Source organism: Allobosea sp. CS1GBMeth4 (assembly GCF_900185715.1).
Taxonomy (GTDB): Bacteria; Pseudomonadota; Alphaproteobacteria; order Rhizobiales; family Beijerinckiaceae; genus Allobosea.
The window spans coordinates 41,563-55,673 of sequence record NZ_FYAS01000013.1 but is presented as its reverse complement, the minus strand read 5'-3'; the positions used below and the strand labels follow the sequence as shown (position 1 = coordinate 55,673).

11 protein-coding genes are annotated in these 14,111 nt (G+C 70.2%); 6 read left to right on the top strand and 5 right to left on the bottom strand.

What is annotated here, in order from left to right:
• The first annotated feature begins 16 nt into the window (after positions 1 to 16).
• Positions 17 to 1,006 carry a magnesium transporter CorA family protein gene (locus CS1GBM4_RS06715; protein WP_186417928.1) on the top strand — a complete coding sequence of 330 codons (990 nt, stop codon included), beginning with the start codon at positions 17 to 19 and terminating at the stop codon, positions 1,004 to 1,006.
• Between the two features lie 37 nt (positions 1,007 to 1,043).
• A complete protein-coding gene (locus CS1GBM4_RS06710; protein ID WP_186417927.1) occupies positions 1,044 to 2,822 on the top strand; it encodes an SLC13 family permease in 1,779 nt (592 codons plus the stop codon).
• 49 nt (positions 2,823 to 2,871) lie between these two features.
• On the opposite strand, the gene CS1GBM4_RS06705 is transcribed toward CS1GBM4_RS06710, so the two are convergent.
• Complete coding sequence (locus CS1GBM4_RS06705; protein WP_186417926.1) at positions 2,872 to 3,915, bottom strand: cysteine synthase A; 1,044 nt, start codon at positions 3,913 to 3,915, stop codon at positions 2,872 to 2,874.
• Between the two features lie 94 nt (positions 3,916 to 4,009).
• Between CS1GBM4_RS06705 and CS1GBM4_RS06700 the strand changes: the two genes are divergently transcribed.
• The 3 genes from CS1GBM4_RS06700 (at position 4,010) to CS1GBM4_RS24725 (ending at position 8,330) form a co-directional block, all read left to right on the top strand.
• Positions 4,010 to 5,251 (top strand): methyltransferase, encoded by a 1,242-nt coding sequence (locus CS1GBM4_RS06700; protein WP_244607092.1) that lies wholly within the window; start codon positions 4,010 to 4,012, stop codon positions 5,249 to 5,251.
• Between the two features lie 19 nt (positions 5,252 to 5,270).
• On the top strand, positions 5,271 to 6,677 hold the full coding sequence (locus CS1GBM4_RS06695; protein ID WP_186417925.1) for an FAD-binding oxidoreductase: 1,407 nt from the start codon (positions 5,271 to 5,273) through the stop codon (positions 6,675 to 6,677).
• A 111-nt stretch (positions 6,678 to 6,788) separates the two neighbouring features.
• On the top strand, positions 6,789 to 8,330 hold the full coding sequence (locus tag CS1GBM4_RS24725) for a methyl-accepting chemotaxis protein (protein ID WP_186417924.1): 1,542 nt from the start codon (positions 6,789 to 6,791) through the stop codon (positions 8,328 to 8,330).
• A 30-nt stretch (positions 8,331 to 8,360) separates the two neighbouring features.
• Here CS1GBM4_RS24725 and CS1GBM4_RS06685 read toward each other — a convergent pair whose 3' ends face one another.
• Both CS1GBM4_RS06685 and CS1GBM4_RS06680 read right to left on the bottom strand, forming a co-directional pair.
• Positions 8,361 to 9,968, bottom strand: coding sequence for a gamma-glutamyltransferase (locus CS1GBM4_RS06685; protein WP_186417923.1), 1,608 nt, complete (start codon positions 9,966 to 9,968; stop codon positions 8,361 to 8,363).
• A gap of 61 nt (positions 9,969 to 10,029) precedes the next feature.
• Complete coding sequence (locus tag CS1GBM4_RS06680; protein ID WP_186417922.1) at positions 10,030 to 10,788, bottom strand: SOS response-associated peptidase; 759 nt, start codon at positions 10,786 to 10,788, stop codon at positions 10,030 to 10,032.
• An 88-nt stretch (positions 10,789 to 10,876) separates the two neighbouring features.
• Here CS1GBM4_RS06680 and CS1GBM4_RS06675 point away from each other — a divergent pair, with 88 nt between their 5' ends.
• Complete coding sequence (locus CS1GBM4_RS06675) at positions 10,877 to 11,362, top strand: hypothetical protein (RefSeq protein ID WP_186417921.1); 486 nt, start codon at positions 10,877 to 10,879, stop codon at positions 11,360 to 11,362.
• Here CS1GBM4_RS06675 and CS1GBM4_RS06670 read toward each other — a convergent pair.
• Entirely contained in the window at positions 11,329 to 12,105 is a 777-nt protein-coding gene (locus tag CS1GBM4_RS06670; protein ID WP_186417920.1) for a TlyA family RNA methyltransferase, read from the bottom strand. The genes CS1GBM4_RS06675 and CS1GBM4_RS06670 overlap by 34 nt on opposite strands.
• Before the next feature lie 5 nt (positions 12,106 to 12,110).
• Positions 12,111 to 14,021: a 1-deoxy-D-xylulose-5-phosphate synthase gene (gene dxs / locus CS1GBM4_RS06665; protein WP_186417919.1), complete on the bottom strand. Its 1,911-nt coding sequence runs from the start codon at positions 14,019 to 14,021 to the stop codon at positions 12,111 to 12,113.
• Between the last annotated feature and the right edge of the window lie 90 nt (positions 14,022 to 14,111).

Genomic DNA, 14,111 nt, shown 5'->3' with positions numbered 1-14,111 from the left:
GGCTGGATGATCGCTCATGCTCCTGATTCATGGAATCTGCCCCGAGCGGGGCGATCGCCTCGTCCATGACAGCCTCGCGGCGGACGCTTCGATCCCGGCAGGCGCGGTCTGGATCGACCTGCTCAAGCCGACGCCGGCGGAGGATGCCAAGGTCGAGGCCCATCTCGGCATCTCCATCCCGACGCGCGAGGAGATGCGCGATCTCGAGCCGTCGGAGCTGATCTACAGCGAGAGCGGTGCGCGCTACATGACCGCGCGCGTCATCTGCCAATCCGACACGATCGTCCCGAAGCTCGCCGACGTCACCTTCATCCTGACCGAGAAGGCGCTGGTGACGGTGCGCTATGACGAGCCCGGCGCCTTCCGCATCTTCCTCAACCGCGCCAACAAGCCCGGCGGCTGCGGTCTCCAGCCGGAGGCGGTGCTGGACGGCCTGATCGAGGCGATCGTCGACCGCGCCGCCGAGGTGCTGCGCGGCGTCGGCGACGAGGTCGACCAGGCTTCGCGCCGGATCTTCGCGGGGCGTGCCCAGGACGTCGAGCAGGGCGGCGCCTACGAGTCCGTGATCCAGCGGATCGGCCAGCACGAGCACATCATCTCGAATGTGCGCGAGAGCATGGTCGCGGTCGAGCGCGTGCTGCTCTTCCTCTCGGCCAGCTACGCCCGGCCGCAGAAGGCGCATGCGACCTTCACGGCGGAGTGGCGCTCGGCGATCCGCGACGTCCAGGCGATCGAGCAGCATGCGACCTTCCTGTCGAACAAGCTGCAGTTCATGCTGGAGGCGACGCTCGGCCTCGTCAGCATCGAGCAGAACAAGATCATCAAGCTGTTTTCGGTGGTTTCGGTGGCGCTGATGCCGCCGACTTTGATCGCCTCGATCTACGGCATGAACTTCAAGACCATGCCCGAGTTGGAGTGGCAGTGGGGGTATCCGATGGCGATCGCCATGATGGCGCTTTTCGCGGTGCTGCCCTACATGTTCTTCCGCTGGAAGAAGTGGCTCTGACCTGGCCGGCGCCTGGCGCCTCGCATAAGGGCGCATGATGACCCTGCCGCAGATTCTGTCCTGCTCCCTGGTCGCCGCGATGATGGCGGCCTTCGTCTGGGGCAGGCTGCGTTACGACGTGGTCGCCCTCCTGGCGCTGCTGGCCGCCGTCGCACTCGGCCTCGTGCCGGCCAGGGAGGCGTTCAAGGGCTTTTCCGACGACATCGTCGTCATCGTCGCCAGCGCGCTCATCGTCAGCGCCGCCGTGGCGCGCTCGGGGCTCGTCGAGACGGCGCTCGCGCGCATCGCGCCGGCGTTGCGCACCACCCAGATGCAGGTCGTGGTGCTGGTCTTCGTCGTCGCCGCCATGTCCGCCATCATCAAGAACATCGGCGCGCTGGCGATGATGCTGCCGATCGCCTATCAGCTCGCCCGCAAGGACGGGAAATCGCCCTCGGTCTTCCTGATGCCGATGGCCTTCGCCTCGCTGCTCGGCGGCATCGTCACCCTGGTCGGCACCTCGCCGAACGTCATCGTCGCGCGCGTGCGCCAGGAGCTCGGCGGCGAGCCCTTCGGCATGTTCGACTTCACGCCGGTCGGCATCGGCATCGCGCTCGCCGGCTGCGCCTTTCTCAGCGTCGCCTATCGCCTGCTGCCGAAGGACCGCCAGGGCTCGCGCTCCCTCGACCAGGCGCTCGACATCAAGGACTACGTCACCGAGGCCCGCCTGGCCGAGAAGGGGGGGCTTGTCGGCAAGACCGTCGCCGACCTCAGGAAGCCGGGCGACGGCGAGGTCGAGATCGCGGCGATCCTGCGCGACGGCGAGCGCCGCCCCGCGCCGCTGCCCGATGCCAGCCTGCGCGCCGGCGACATCCTGCTCCTGCGCGGCGAGCCCAAGGCGCTGGAGCGCGTCGTCGCCGAGGGCGAGCTCGAGCTCGTCGGCCAGCACCGGCCGACGCAGCGCGAAGGCTCGCTCGATCCGGCCCGCACCGGCGAGGCCATCGTCACGCAGGGCTCGCTGCTGGAGGGGTTCAGCGCGGCGCAGGTGGATCTGCACGCCCGGTTCCACATCAACCTGCTCGGCATCAGCCGCGCCGGCGAGCGCTTCACCGAGCGCCTGCGCGATATCCGCCTGCGCGCGGGCGACGTCGTGCTGCTGCAGGGCGACGAGGACCTGCTGCCCGAGCGGCTGCGCGAGCTCGGCCTGCTGCCGCTGGCGGCGCGCAGCCTCGCGCTGGGCAGCACGCGCCGCCGCTTCGTCACCGGAACGATCGTCGCGTTGACCGTCATCGTCGTCGCGCTCGGCCTGCTGCCGGTGGCGATCGCCTTCTTCGCCGCCGCAGTGCTGCTGCTGGTGACCCGCGCCCTGACGCTGCGCGACGCATACGACTCGGTCGAGGCGCCGATTCTCGTCATGCTGGCGGCATTGATCCCGGTCAGCGACAGCCTGCGTGCGACGGGCACGACCGATGTCTTCGCCGGATTGCTGGCGCAGGTCGGCTCCGGCCTGCCGGGCTGGGGCGCCGTCGGGCTGATGCTGGTCGCCGCCATGGCGGTGACGCCGTTCCTCAACAATGCCGCGACCGTGCTGGTGATGGCGCCGATCGGCGCCGGCTTCGCCAGGACGCTGGGCTACAATCCCGACGCCTTCCTGATGGCCGTGGCGATCGGCGCGGCCTGCGACTTCCTCACGCCGATCGGCCACCAGTGCAACACGCTGGTGATGGGCCCCGGCGGCTACCGCTTCGGCGATTACGCCAGGCTCGGCGCGCCCTTGTCCGCGCTCGTCATCCTGCTCGCCGTGCCGCTCATCCTCTGGGTCTGGCCGCTGCGCTGAGCGGAGCCGCCGCCACGGGCCTCCGCCGTCATCTGTCAGGCCATTCCGCTCAGGCCATCACCCTCGCCATCACCTCCTTCAGCCCGGCATCGCGTTCGAGCCAGCCCGGCACCGGCAGGTTCTTGGAGCGCAGGAAGGCAGGATTGAACAGCTTCGACTGGTAGCGCGTGCCGTAGTCGCACAGGATGGTCACGATCGTGTGGCCGGGGCCCATCTCCCTCGCCAGCCGGATCGCGCCGGCGACGTTGACGCCGGAGGAGCCGCCGAGGCACAGGCCCTCCTCCTCCAGCAGCTGGAAGCAGAGCGGGATCGCCTCCTCGTCAGGGATCTGGAAGGCGACGTCGATCGGAGCGCCTTCGATATTCTTGGTGATCCGGCCCTGGCCGATGCCCTCGGTGATCGAGGAGCCTTCGGCCTTGAGCTCGCCGGTGGTGTAGTAGGCGTAGAGCGCCGCGCCCATCGGGTCGGCGAGGCCGATCCTGATCTCGGGATCGAAGCCCTTCAGTGCCATCGCGACGCCGGCGAGCGTGCCGCCGGTGCCGACCGCGCAGATGAAGCCGTCGACCTTGCCCTCGGTCTGCTGCCAGATCTCCGGCCCGGTGGTCTCGATATGGCCCTGGCGGTTGGCGGTATTGTCGAACTGGTTGGCCCAGATCGCGCCGTTCGGCTCGCTCTTCGCCAGCTCTTCGGCGAGGCGGCCGGAAACCTTCACGTAATTGTTGGGATTGGCGTAGCCGACCGCCGGCACCTCGACCAGCGTCGCGCCGGCGAGCCGCAGCATGTCCTTCTTTTCCTGGCTCTGCGTCTCCGGGATGACGATCACGCTGCGATAGCCGAGCGCGTTGCCGACCAGCGCGAGGCCGATGCCGGTATTGCCGGCCGTGCCCTCGACGATGACGCCGCCGGGCCGGAGTGCACCACGCCGTTCTGCGTCGCGGATGATGGCGAGCGCGGCGCGGTCCTTGACCGATTGGCCGGGATTCATGAACTCGGCCTTGCCCAGGATCTCGCAGCCGGTTTCCTGCGAGGCGCGCTTCAGCCTGATCAGGGGCGTATTGCCGATCGCTTCGACGACGCCGTTGCGGATGGTCATGTTAGGCAACTCCAGCCATTTCCCTGCCTGCCGTCACCTGATAGGCGAAAGCTTCGTGCAGATCACCAATACCGGAAACATGTCCGTCCTCGCCATGAATGAAACGCTCACGATCGCGCGGCTCGGCCAGCGCGGCGACGGCGTCGCCGAAACGACCGAGGGCCAGGTCTTCGTGCCCTTCGCGCTCCCGGGCGAGCGCGTGCGGGCCGTGCGCGACGGCGAGCGGGCGCAGCTCGTCGAAATCCTCGCACCCTCCGCCTCGCGCATCGCCGCTATCTGCCCGCTCTTCACCCGCTGCGGCGGCTGCGCGGCGCAGCACATGGCGGAGGAGCTCTATGCCGATTGGAAGCGCGGGCAGGTGGCGACGGCGCTCTCCCGCGCCGGGCTCGCGACAGAGGTGGCGCCGCTGGTCGGGGCCCATGGCGCCGGTCGCAGGCGCGTCACCTTCCATGCCCGCCGCGACGAGAGCGGCATGCGCGTCGGCTTCATGGCGGCGAAGAGCCACGAGCTGATCGAGGTCGAGGCCTGTCCGGTGCTGGTCCCGGGGCTGGCGCGGGCGCCGGCCGTGGCGCAGCACCTCGCCAACCGTCTGCGGGCCTCGAACAAGCCGCTCGACATCCAGCTGACCGCCTCGCAGGCCGGCCTCGACGTCGACATCCGTGGCCACGGCCCGGCCGGCGATGCCCTGCGGCGCGCCTTGACCGAGGCGGCCGAGCGGCTCGACCTCGCCCGTCTCTCCATGCATGGCCAGATCATCGTCGAGCGGCGCGCGCCGTTCCAGCTGATGGGCAGGGCGGCGGTGACGCCGGCGCCCGGCGGCTTCCTCCAGGCGACCGCCGAGGGCGAGGCGGCGCTGTCGCGCCTCGTGCTCGCCGCGATCCCCAAGGCGAAGCGCGTCGCCGATCTGTTCGCCGGTTGCGGGCCGTTCAGCCTCCGTCTGGCGGAGAAGGCGCAGGTCTCCGCCTTCGAGAGCGATGCCGCCGCGATCCAGGCGCTGAGCCGCGCCACCAAGCATGCGCAAGGCCTCAAGCCGGTCGCGGCCGAGGCCCGCGACCTCTTCCGCCGCCCGCTGCTGGAACACGAGCTCGATGCGTTCGATGCCGTCGTGCTCGATCCGCCGCGCGCCGGAGCCGAAGCGCAGGCGAAGCGGCTCGCGGCTTCGAAGGTGCCGCTGGTGGCCTATGTCTCCTGCGATGTCGGCAGCTTCGCCCGCGACGCGGCGCTTTTGGTCGCAGGCGGCTATGCGCTGGAGCGCGTGACGCCGGTCGACCAGTTCCGCTATTCCGCCCACATCGAACTCGTCGGCGTCTTCCGCAAGACGGTCGGCCGCAAGTGATCAGCTTTCCGGAGGCAGGATGAGCGCGCCCGTTATCGAAGCTCTGGCCGGCATCGTCGGCGCCAGGAACGTCATCACCGACGCCGATGCGATGGTGCCCTATCTCAAGGAGCCGCGCGGTCTCTTCCATGGCAAGGCGCAGGCCGTGGTGCGGCCGGGCTCCGTCGCCGAGGTCTCGGCCTTGATGGAGTGCGCGAGCGAGACCGGCGCGACGATCGTGCCGCAAGGCGGCAATACCGGCATGGTCGGCGGCCAGGTCCCGGTCGCCGAGGGCAGGGAGATCATCCTGTCGCTGCAGCGGCTGGACAGGATCCGCTCGGTTGATGTCGATGGCGACACGATGATCGTGGAGGCCGGCGTCATCCTGCAGAAGGCGCAGGAGGCGGCCGAGGCCGCCGGGCGGCTCTTTCCGCTCTCGCTCGCCTCGGAGGGCTCCTGCACGGTCGGTGGCAATCTCTCGTCCAATGCCGGCGGCACGGCGGTGATCGCCTATGGCAATGCCCGCGAGCTCTGCCTCGGCCTCGAGGTGGTGTTGGCCGATGGCCGCGTCTGGAACGGCCTGCGCCAGCTGCGCAAGGACAACACCGGCTACGACCTCAAGAACCTGTTCATCGGCTCGGAAGGCACGCTCGGCATCATCACCGCCGCCGTGCTGAAGCTCTTCCCGCTGCCGGCGGCGCGCGCCACCGCCTTCCTCGCCGTGCCCGATCCGGAGGCCGCGCTCGCGCTTCTGAACAAGGCCAAGGCCAGCGCCGGCGGCACGCTTACCACCTTCGAGATCATGCCGCGCATCGGGCTCGACTTCGTCGTCCGCCACGCCAGCGGCGCGCGCGACCCTCTGTCCGCGCCGTCGCCCTGGTATGTGCTGATGGAGGTCTCGGCCCAGGCCGAGGCCGGACTTTCCGACGCGGTCGAGGCCTTCCTCGGCGAGGCACTGGAGGAGGGGCTCGTCACCGACGCCGTGCTCGCCGGCTCGCTCGGACAGCGCGCCGACCTCTGGAAGCTGCGCGAGATGCTCTCCGAGGTGCAGACCCATGAGGGCGGCTCGATCAAGCACGACATCTCCGTGCCGATCCATGCGACGCCGGAGTTCCTGAAGCGCGCCATCGCCAGGGTCGAGGAGATGGTACCCGGCTGCCGGCCCGTGCCCTTCGGCCATCTCGGCGACGGCAACATCCATTTCAACGTCAGCCAGCCGGTCGGGGCCGACAAGCAGGCCTTCCTTGCCGGCTGGGGCGCGATGAACGAGGCGGTCCACGCCATCGTCACGGAACTCGAGGGCTCGATCTCGGCCGAGCACGGCATCGGCCGGCTGAAGCGTTCGCTCCTGCCCGGCGTGAAGGACCCGGTCGAGCTCGATCTGATGCGGACGGTCAAGGCCGCGCTCGATCCCAAGGGTGTGCTGAACCCCGGCTCGGTGCTGTAGGCAGGCTCCGACGGCGGGATTTCCTCAAGCCGAGCTTCGGCCTTCGTAAATAGTTATCCTTTCTCGCCGATCCTGGTCCGGGGGCCAACAAGAACAATACGTCAGCATGTGATGGAGCCGACTGCTCAGCGCCTGGACCGCTTTTGCCGGATCGGCCTGCCGACCGGCCTCGACGAGGCCCTGATCGCGCGTGTTCGGGCACGCCAGCTCGACACGGTGCGCCGGCTGACGCCGGTGATGATGGGCGCCAATATCCTCAACGCGGTCATCCTCGCCGCGACCTTCCTGCCGGTGGCCAACGGCGCGCTCCTGCTCGCCTGGACCGTGGCGGCGGCCGGATTCGCGCTGCTGGCGGTCCGGAAATGGCGGCAGGCGCACTTGCGCCCGCGCAAGCCGACGGCGTCCGCGCGCGTCATCCGGGCCGCGACGCTGAATGCCGCGCTCCTAGGCCTGATCTGGGTCGCGCCGGCGATCCTGTTCGCGCTCGACTATGATCCGCAGCGCAGCCTGCTCGCGGCGATGGTGATGGGCGGCATGGCGTGCGCCGGCGGTTTTGCGCTGGCGAGCATTCCGTCCGCGGCGATCCTCTATGTCGGCATCGTCGGCGCCAGCGGCTTCGCCAGTCTCGTCGCCAGATGGGATGCGGGCCTGCTCAGCCTGATCGCGGTCTATGCGAATTATTGCGTGGTGGTCATCGCCATCATCAACGCCTCCTTCAGGACCTTCATCTCGCACTTCCTCGCCGAGGTCGAAAAGGAGCGCCTCGCCGAGGCCGAGATCGAGACGATGCGCGCGGGGCAGGACCGCAACCGCCGGACCGAGCAGCAGATCGGCATCTTCGCGACGGCGATCGAGCGCGTCCTCGCCCGGATGGCCGAGGTTTCGGCCGAGCTCTCGGCCTCGTCCCAGGCGCTCGGGCGGGCCGCTGCGCATGTCGAGGACGCGTCGCGTTCGGCGACGAGCGAGGTGCGGGAGGCCGAGGTCGCCGTCGACCATTCGGCCGAGGCGGCCGGCCGGTTGCGCGTTTCGATCCAGGAGATCGCGCACAGGACCAATCATTCGGTCGATGTCGGAGAGAGCGCGCTGGCGAGGACTGCGGTGACGGTCGAGGCGGTGGGGTCCGTCACGGTGGCGACCTCCCGGATCGAGAGCGTGATCGCGCTGATCCAGAGGATCGCGGCGCAGACCAACATGCTGGCGCTCAACGCCACCATCGAGGCGGCGCGCGCAGGAGCGGCCGGCCGGGGCTTCGCGGTGGTCGCGGGCGAGGTCAAGCAGCTGGCCGAACAGACCGCGCGCGCGACGCAGGACATCGCTGCACAGATCCGGCAGATCGACGACGCCGCCCTGTTCGCGGCGGGCACGGTCGAGGACCTGCGCGGCATCGTCGAGGCGATGTCGTCGGCGGCGAAGGATATCGCCGGCGCCGTCAATGCCCAGGCCGTCATGGTCGGCGAGATCGCCGATGGCGCCGGCTCGGCGGCCGACGGTGTCCGGCGTGCGGTTCAGGATATCGGCCAGGCGATGCAGGAGGCCGCCGGCGCGGGCGCGGTAGGCGGCAATGCCCAGCGGCTGGCGGTCGCCCTGCGGGCCGATGCCGAAGAGCTCGAGCGCGCCGTCGGCAGCTTCCTGGGCGATGTCAGGGCCGCGTGAACTCGCCGGATCTCGCTCCACCCCGCCGCATCAGGGCGTCGCGACATAGCCGTCACGGCGCGGATCGCAGGCGCCTGTGAGCCGGCCCGTGGCCGGATCGCGCGATACGGCCTGCATGCCGCCGACGCGCATCGTCCAGCCGGTATCAAAGGGCGTGATCGCGTGGCCGCGCCGGGCGAGCGCGGCGATGGTCTCGGCCGCGAGCCGGTTCTCGACCTCGATGGCGCGGCCGTCCCAGAGCCGCGCGCGCGGCGCCTCGATCACGTCCTGCAGTGGAAGGGCAAAATCGACATGCTGGACCATGGCCTGCGCCTGCGTCTGCAGGATGCCGTAGCTGCCGGGCGTGCCGAGCGCCAGCACCGGCGCGCCGTCCCGGGTCGAGAGGCTCGGCGACATGCACATCGGCAGCTCCGAGCCGGGCAGGGAACGATTGGGGCTGCCGGGCTGGACGTCCGCCCAGTACAGGAAGTTGTTGAGGCACAGGCCGGTGCCGGGCACCACGACGCCGCTGCCGAACGGGCTGCCGATGCTCTGCGTCACGCAGATCAGATTGCCCTCGCGGTCGGCGATCGAGAAGGACGTCGTGTGCGCGGGATCTTCGCCCGCGGGCGCCTGCGGCATCCATTGTTCGGTCGGTCCCTCGATCGGCTCGCCATCGCCCACCCGTGCCCGCAGCCGGGCGACGAAGGGCTCGGACAGGATCTCGGCGAGCTTCTCCGGCGCCGGATTGTTGTGCGCGATGCGGACGCCGGCGGCGAGGCGGACGGCGCGGTAGACGATGTCGAGATGCTCGACGCCGTTGCGTTCGAGCTTGCCGAGATCGAAGCCGTCGAGGATGCGCAAGGTCAGCAGGAACTGGAAACCCTCGCAGGCCGGGGGCGGCACATGCACGAGCCGGTCGCGATAGGCGACACTGAGCGGCTCGCGCCATTGCGGGGCGACCCTGCCGAGATCGGCCATGGTCAGCGTGCCGCCCTGTGCCGCGAGATGGGCGGTGACCGCCTCGCCGAGCGCGCCCTGATAGAGATGGCCCGGCCCCTTGGCGGCGATGCCGCGCAGGGTCGCCGCCAGCTCCGGCTGGCGCAGGATCTGGCCGAGTGCGACGCTGTCGCCGCCTTCGCGCAGATAGTTGCGCGCCCAGTGTTCGTAGAGCTCCGGCCGCTCGCGCAGCAGCGGCGCCTGCTCGTTGAATTCCGCGACGCCGAACTCGGCGATCGGGAAGCCATCCTCCGCGAGCGCGATCGCCGGCGCGAAGATCTGCTCAAGCGGCAGGCGGCCATAGCTCCGGTTGAGCTCGCACCAGCCGGCGAGATTGCCGGGCGGGGCAACCGAAAGCGCGCCGCGCTCGAGATCGGCGCGCTGGCTGAAGCGCTCATGCGGGAAGCTCTCCGGCACGGACGGCACGAAATCGAGCACGCGCACGCGCTTTTCGGCCGCGACCCACATCGTCGCCGACCCCATTCCGGCGAGGCTCGACATGAACGGCTCGACCACATTGAGCGCCGCCGCGACCGCCCCGACCGCGTCGAAGACGTTGCCGCCCTGGGCGAGAATGCGTGCGCCGGCCTGCGCCGCCAGCGGGTGCGCGGCGGCGACCATGCCGTGCAGGGAGCTCATCGTCGGGCGGCGGCCATCCATCGCGGGCGTATCCTGTGCTCGTCTCGTCGGGAGCAGAGTAAGCGCGCCGTCGTCGCCTGCGCTAGAACAGGCTGCCCTGTGCACCGTCGGCCCCGCCCCGCCGGGAACGCATGACGGCTCTTGCCGCAGGCGCCGGCTCGGATGCGGGATCGAACGGCTCCTGCACCTGCGGCCCGTCATTGGCGACCTTGTTCACCGCCGGGCCGAGCCTGACCATCTCGAGCAGATCGTCCGGCGGTGGGCGCAGCAGCGCCTGCACCTTGGCGGGCTCGGCCGACGGGTCGAGCCAGGCGTCGAAGTGCTCGGGCGGCACGATGACGGGGGAGCGGTGATGGATCGCCGCCATCTGCCCGTTCGCGGGGCCGGTGACGATCGCGACCGTGTCGATCTCGGATCCGTCGGGACTGTGCCAGGTCTCCCACAGCGCCGCGAGGGCGAAGAAGCCGCGATCCGGCCTCCGGAAGAGATAGGGGCGGTTCTCCTGCTGGCGGCCCTCGCCGAGCCGGTGCCATTCATAGAACCCGTCCGCCGGCATCAGGCAGCGCCGGCGGGAGAGGGCGGCGCGGAAGGAAGGCTTTTCGCCGGCGCTCTCGCTGCGGACATTGACGACCAGGGGAAAGGTCTTCGGATCCTTGACCCAGCCCGGGATGAAGCCCCAGCGCATCAGGATGAACTGGCGCCGGCCCTCGTCGCGGCGCACCACCGGGACCGGCTGCGTCGGCGCGATATTGTAGCGCGGCGGGAAATTCGGCTGCTCGCGATAGGCGAAGGCCGCGCGCATCGCCTCCGGCGGCAGGGTTACGGCATAGCGACCACACATGCTTCGACGTCTTCCGTCTTATCGCGACCGGATCAAGACTTTGTTTGCGGTTGGCGCAGCATAGTCGCTGCGCTTCCGGGGCCTCTCAATGTCTGCGTCCGCGACCGAGACATCACCGACCGCGGCGGGCCGGGCGGTTCCGCAGCTTTCGACAGACTATCTCAACCGGCACAGCGAGGCGCTGATGCTGCTGGAGATGCTGCCGGCGGACCGCGAGATCCTGGAGGATCTCAAGGCCTGGCGCGCAGTCGGTTACGTCGAGCATTTCGCCGGGTCTCCGCTGCGCTGCGCCGGCGAGGCCCTGGCCGCCTATCGCGCCCTCGGCCAGCGCGAGATCGAGAATTTCGACGCGCTCTGCGCCGCCATGGACCGGCTGATCCTCACGGCGACGGCCCTGCTCGATGAGATGCCGGCCGAGGAGGATCCGGCGCTGATCGTCGACGTCGCCAGCCTGTCGCTGCGCCGGCTGATCGCACGCGCCACCGCCTTCATCAACGCGAACGGCCGGGGCGAGGCGGCCCGCATCGATGCCGGCGCCGTTCAGGCCGAAGTCGACGCCGTGATGGCGAGCTGATCCGCCCGCTCGCCGCCGAGCAGGAACTCGCGATTGCCGTCGCCGCCCTCGATCGGGGAGGTGATCGGCCCGCTGACCGCGAAGCCGAGGCCGGCGGCGACCGCTGCGATCTCCGCGCAGATCTGCTGCTGCAGCGCCTCGTCTCGCAGCACGCCCTTCTTCAGCGCCGAGCGCCTCGTCTCGAATTGCGGCTTCACCAGCGCGACCAGCCGCGCCCGGGGCGCAAGCAGCGTAGCCACTGCCGGCAGCACCAGCTTCAGCGAGATGAAGCTGACATCGATCGCGGCGAGCGCCGGCGCCTGCGCGAACAGGCCGGCATCGAGGGAGCGGATATCCTGGCTTTCCAGACTGGTCAGGCGGGGATGGCCGCGCAGGGTCGGGTGCAATTGCGCCTGGCCGACATCGACGGCGTAGACATGCTCCGCCCCGCGCCGGAGCAGCACGTCGCTGAAGCCGCCGGTCGAGGCGCCGACGTCGAGGCAGGTCAGTCCGGCCGGATCGAAGCCGAAGGCGTCGAGAGCCGCGGCGAGCTTGACCCCGCCGCGCGAGACGTAAGGATGTGCCGCCTGCGCTGCGATCGCCGCCGTGACGGGAATGGTTTCCGAGGCCTTGCGCAGCACGACGCCGTCGGCGCTGACCAGGCCCGCGGCGATGGCGGCTTGCGCCCGCGCTCGGCTTTCGAACAGGCCGCGCTCGACCAGCAGCAGGTCGGCCCGGACCCGGCGCGGCAGGCCGGCGGCCATGGCGGTCAGGCGCGGCGGATGGCGCTGGCGGGGCCGAGCGCGGTCTCGACGGTGCGCACGATCCCGGCGGCGTCGAGCCCGGCCTCGGCATACATGGCCTCCGGCTTGCCGTGCTCCTGGAAGATGTCGGGCAGCGTCAGGCTGCGCACCTTCAGCCCGCCGTCGAGCGCGCCCTCGCGTGCGAGCAGATGCAGGACATGGCTGCCGAAGCCGCCGACCGAGCCTTCCTCGACCGTGACCAGCACCTCGTGCTCGCGGGCGAGACGCAGGATCAGCGCCTCGTCGAGCGGCTTGGCGAAGCGCGCATCGGCGACGGTGGTCGAGAGCCCGCGCTGGCCGAGCAGCTCGGCGGCGGCGAGGCATTCGGCCAGCCGCGTGCCGAGCGAGAGCAGCGCCACCCGCGTGCCTTCCCTGGCGATCCGGCCTTTGCCGATCGCCAGCGGGACGCCGTGCTGCGGCAGCTCGACGCCGACGCCTTCGCCGCGCGGATAGCGGAAGGCGATCGGCCCGGCATCGTAGGCCGCGGCGGTCGCGACCATATGGGTGAGCTCGGCCTCGTCGGCGGCGGCCATCACCACCATGTCGGGGAGGCAGGCGAGATAGGCGATGTCGAAGGCGCCGGCATGGGTCGCGCCGTCGGCCCCGACCAGCCCCGCCCGGTCGAGCGCGAAGCGCACCGGCAGCTTCTGGATCGCGACGTCGTGCACGACCTGGTCGTAGGCCCGCTGCAGGAAGGTCGAGTAGATCGCGCAGAACGGCTTGAAGCCTTCGGTGGCCAGCCCGGCCGCGAAGGTCACGGCGTGCTGCTCGGCGATGCCGACATCGAAGGTGCGGCCCGGAAACTCCTTGCCGAAGGCGTCGAGCCCGGTGCCGGACGGCATGGCGGCGGTGACGGCGACGATTCTGTCGTCCTCGCGCGCGGCCTTGATCAGCGCGTTGGCGAAGATATTGGTGTAGCTCGGTGCGTTCGCCGGCGCCTTCGCCTGCTGGCCGGTGACGGGGTCGAACCTGACGACGCCGTGGTATTTGTCGGCGCTCGCCTCGGCCGGCGCGTAGCCCTTGCCCTTCTGCGTCACGACATGGACCAGGATCGGCCCGGTCTCGGCGTCGCGGACATTGCGCAGCACCGGCAGCAGATGGTCGAGATTGTGGCCGTCGATCGGGCCGACATAGTAGAAGCCGAGCTCCTCGAAGAGCGTGCCGCCGGTCCAGAAGCCGCGCGCGTACTCCTCGGTGCGCTTCGCCTTCTCGTGGAAGAAGCGCGGCAGCTTCTCGGCCAGGTACTTCGCCACTTCGCGCAACGAACGGTAGGTCGGGCCCGAGACGAGGCGGGCGAGATAGGCCGACATCGCCCCGACCGGCGGGGCGATCGACATGTCGTTGTCGTTGAGGATGACGATCAGCCGCGAGCCGAGCGCCCCGGCATTGTTCATCGCCTCGTAGGCCATGCCCGCCGACATGGCGCCGTCCCCGATCACGGCGATGACGTTGTTGCGCCGGCCGGCCAGGTCGCGCCCGACCGCCATGCCGAGCCCGGCCGAGATCGAGGTCGAGGAATGGGCGGCGCCGAACGGGTCGTATTCGCTCTCGGCGCGCCTGGTGAAGCCCGAGAGCCCGCCCGGCTGGCGCAGCGTGCGGATCGCGTCGCGGCGGCCGGTCAGGATCTTGTGCGGATAGGCCTGGTGGCCGACATCCCAGATCAGTCGGTCGCGCGGCGTATCGAAGACATGGTGGAGCGCGACGGTGAGTTCGACGACGCCGAGCCCGGCGCCGAGATGGCCGCCGGTGACCGAGACCGCGTCGATCGTCTCGGCCCGGAGCTCGTCGGCGAGCTGGTGCAGCTGCGCGTCGTCGAGCCGGCGCAATGCGGCTGGATCTGGCACCTGGTCGAGGAGAGGGGTGTGGGGGCGAGGCAAGGGCTGGCCGAAGCTTGCTGGATCGTGCCTCCGAAATAGTCCTTCGCGGCGACGCTGGCAAACCGGTCCCTCGCGGCGTCGGCGCAGGAA

Coding starts and splice junctions, on each gene's coding strand:
- CS1GBM4_RS06715 (WP_186417928.1), top strand. CDS start 17: ATGCTCCTGATTCATGGAATCTGCCCCGAGCGGGGCGATCGCCTCGTC.
- CS1GBM4_RS06710 (WP_186417927.1), top strand. CDS start 1,044: ATGACCCTGCCGCAGATTCTGTCCTGCTCCCTGGTCGCCGCGATGATG.
- CS1GBM4_RS06705 (WP_186417926.1), bottom strand. CDS start 3,915: ATGACCATCCGCAACGGCGTCGTCGAAGCGATCGGCAATACGCCCCTG.
- CS1GBM4_RS06700 (WP_244607092.1), top strand. CDS start 4,010: ATGAATGAAACGCTCACGATCGCGCGGCTCGGCCAGCGCGGCGACGGC.
- CS1GBM4_RS06695 (WP_186417925.1), top strand. CDS start 5,271: ATGAGCGCGCCCGTTATCGAAGCTCTGGCCGGCATCGTCGGCGCCAGG.
- CS1GBM4_RS24725 (WP_186417924.1), top strand. CDS start 6,789: ATGGAGCCGACTGCTCAGCGCCTGGACCGCTTTTGCCGGATCGGCCTG.
- CS1GBM4_RS06685 (WP_186417923.1), bottom strand. CDS start 9,968: ATGGATGGCCGCCGCCCGACGATGAGCTCCCTGCACGGCATGGTCGCC.
- CS1GBM4_RS06680 (WP_186417922.1), bottom strand. CDS start 10,788: ATGTGTGGTCGCTATGCCGTAACCCTGCCGCCGGAGGCGATGCGCGCG.
- CS1GBM4_RS06675 (WP_186417921.1), top strand. CDS start 10,877: ATGTCTGCGTCCGCGACCGAGACATCACCGACCGCGGCGGGCCGGGCG.
- CS1GBM4_RS06670 (WP_186417920.1), bottom strand. CDS start 12,105: ATGGCCGCCGGCCTGCCGCGCCGGGTCCGGGCCGACCTGCTGCTGGTC.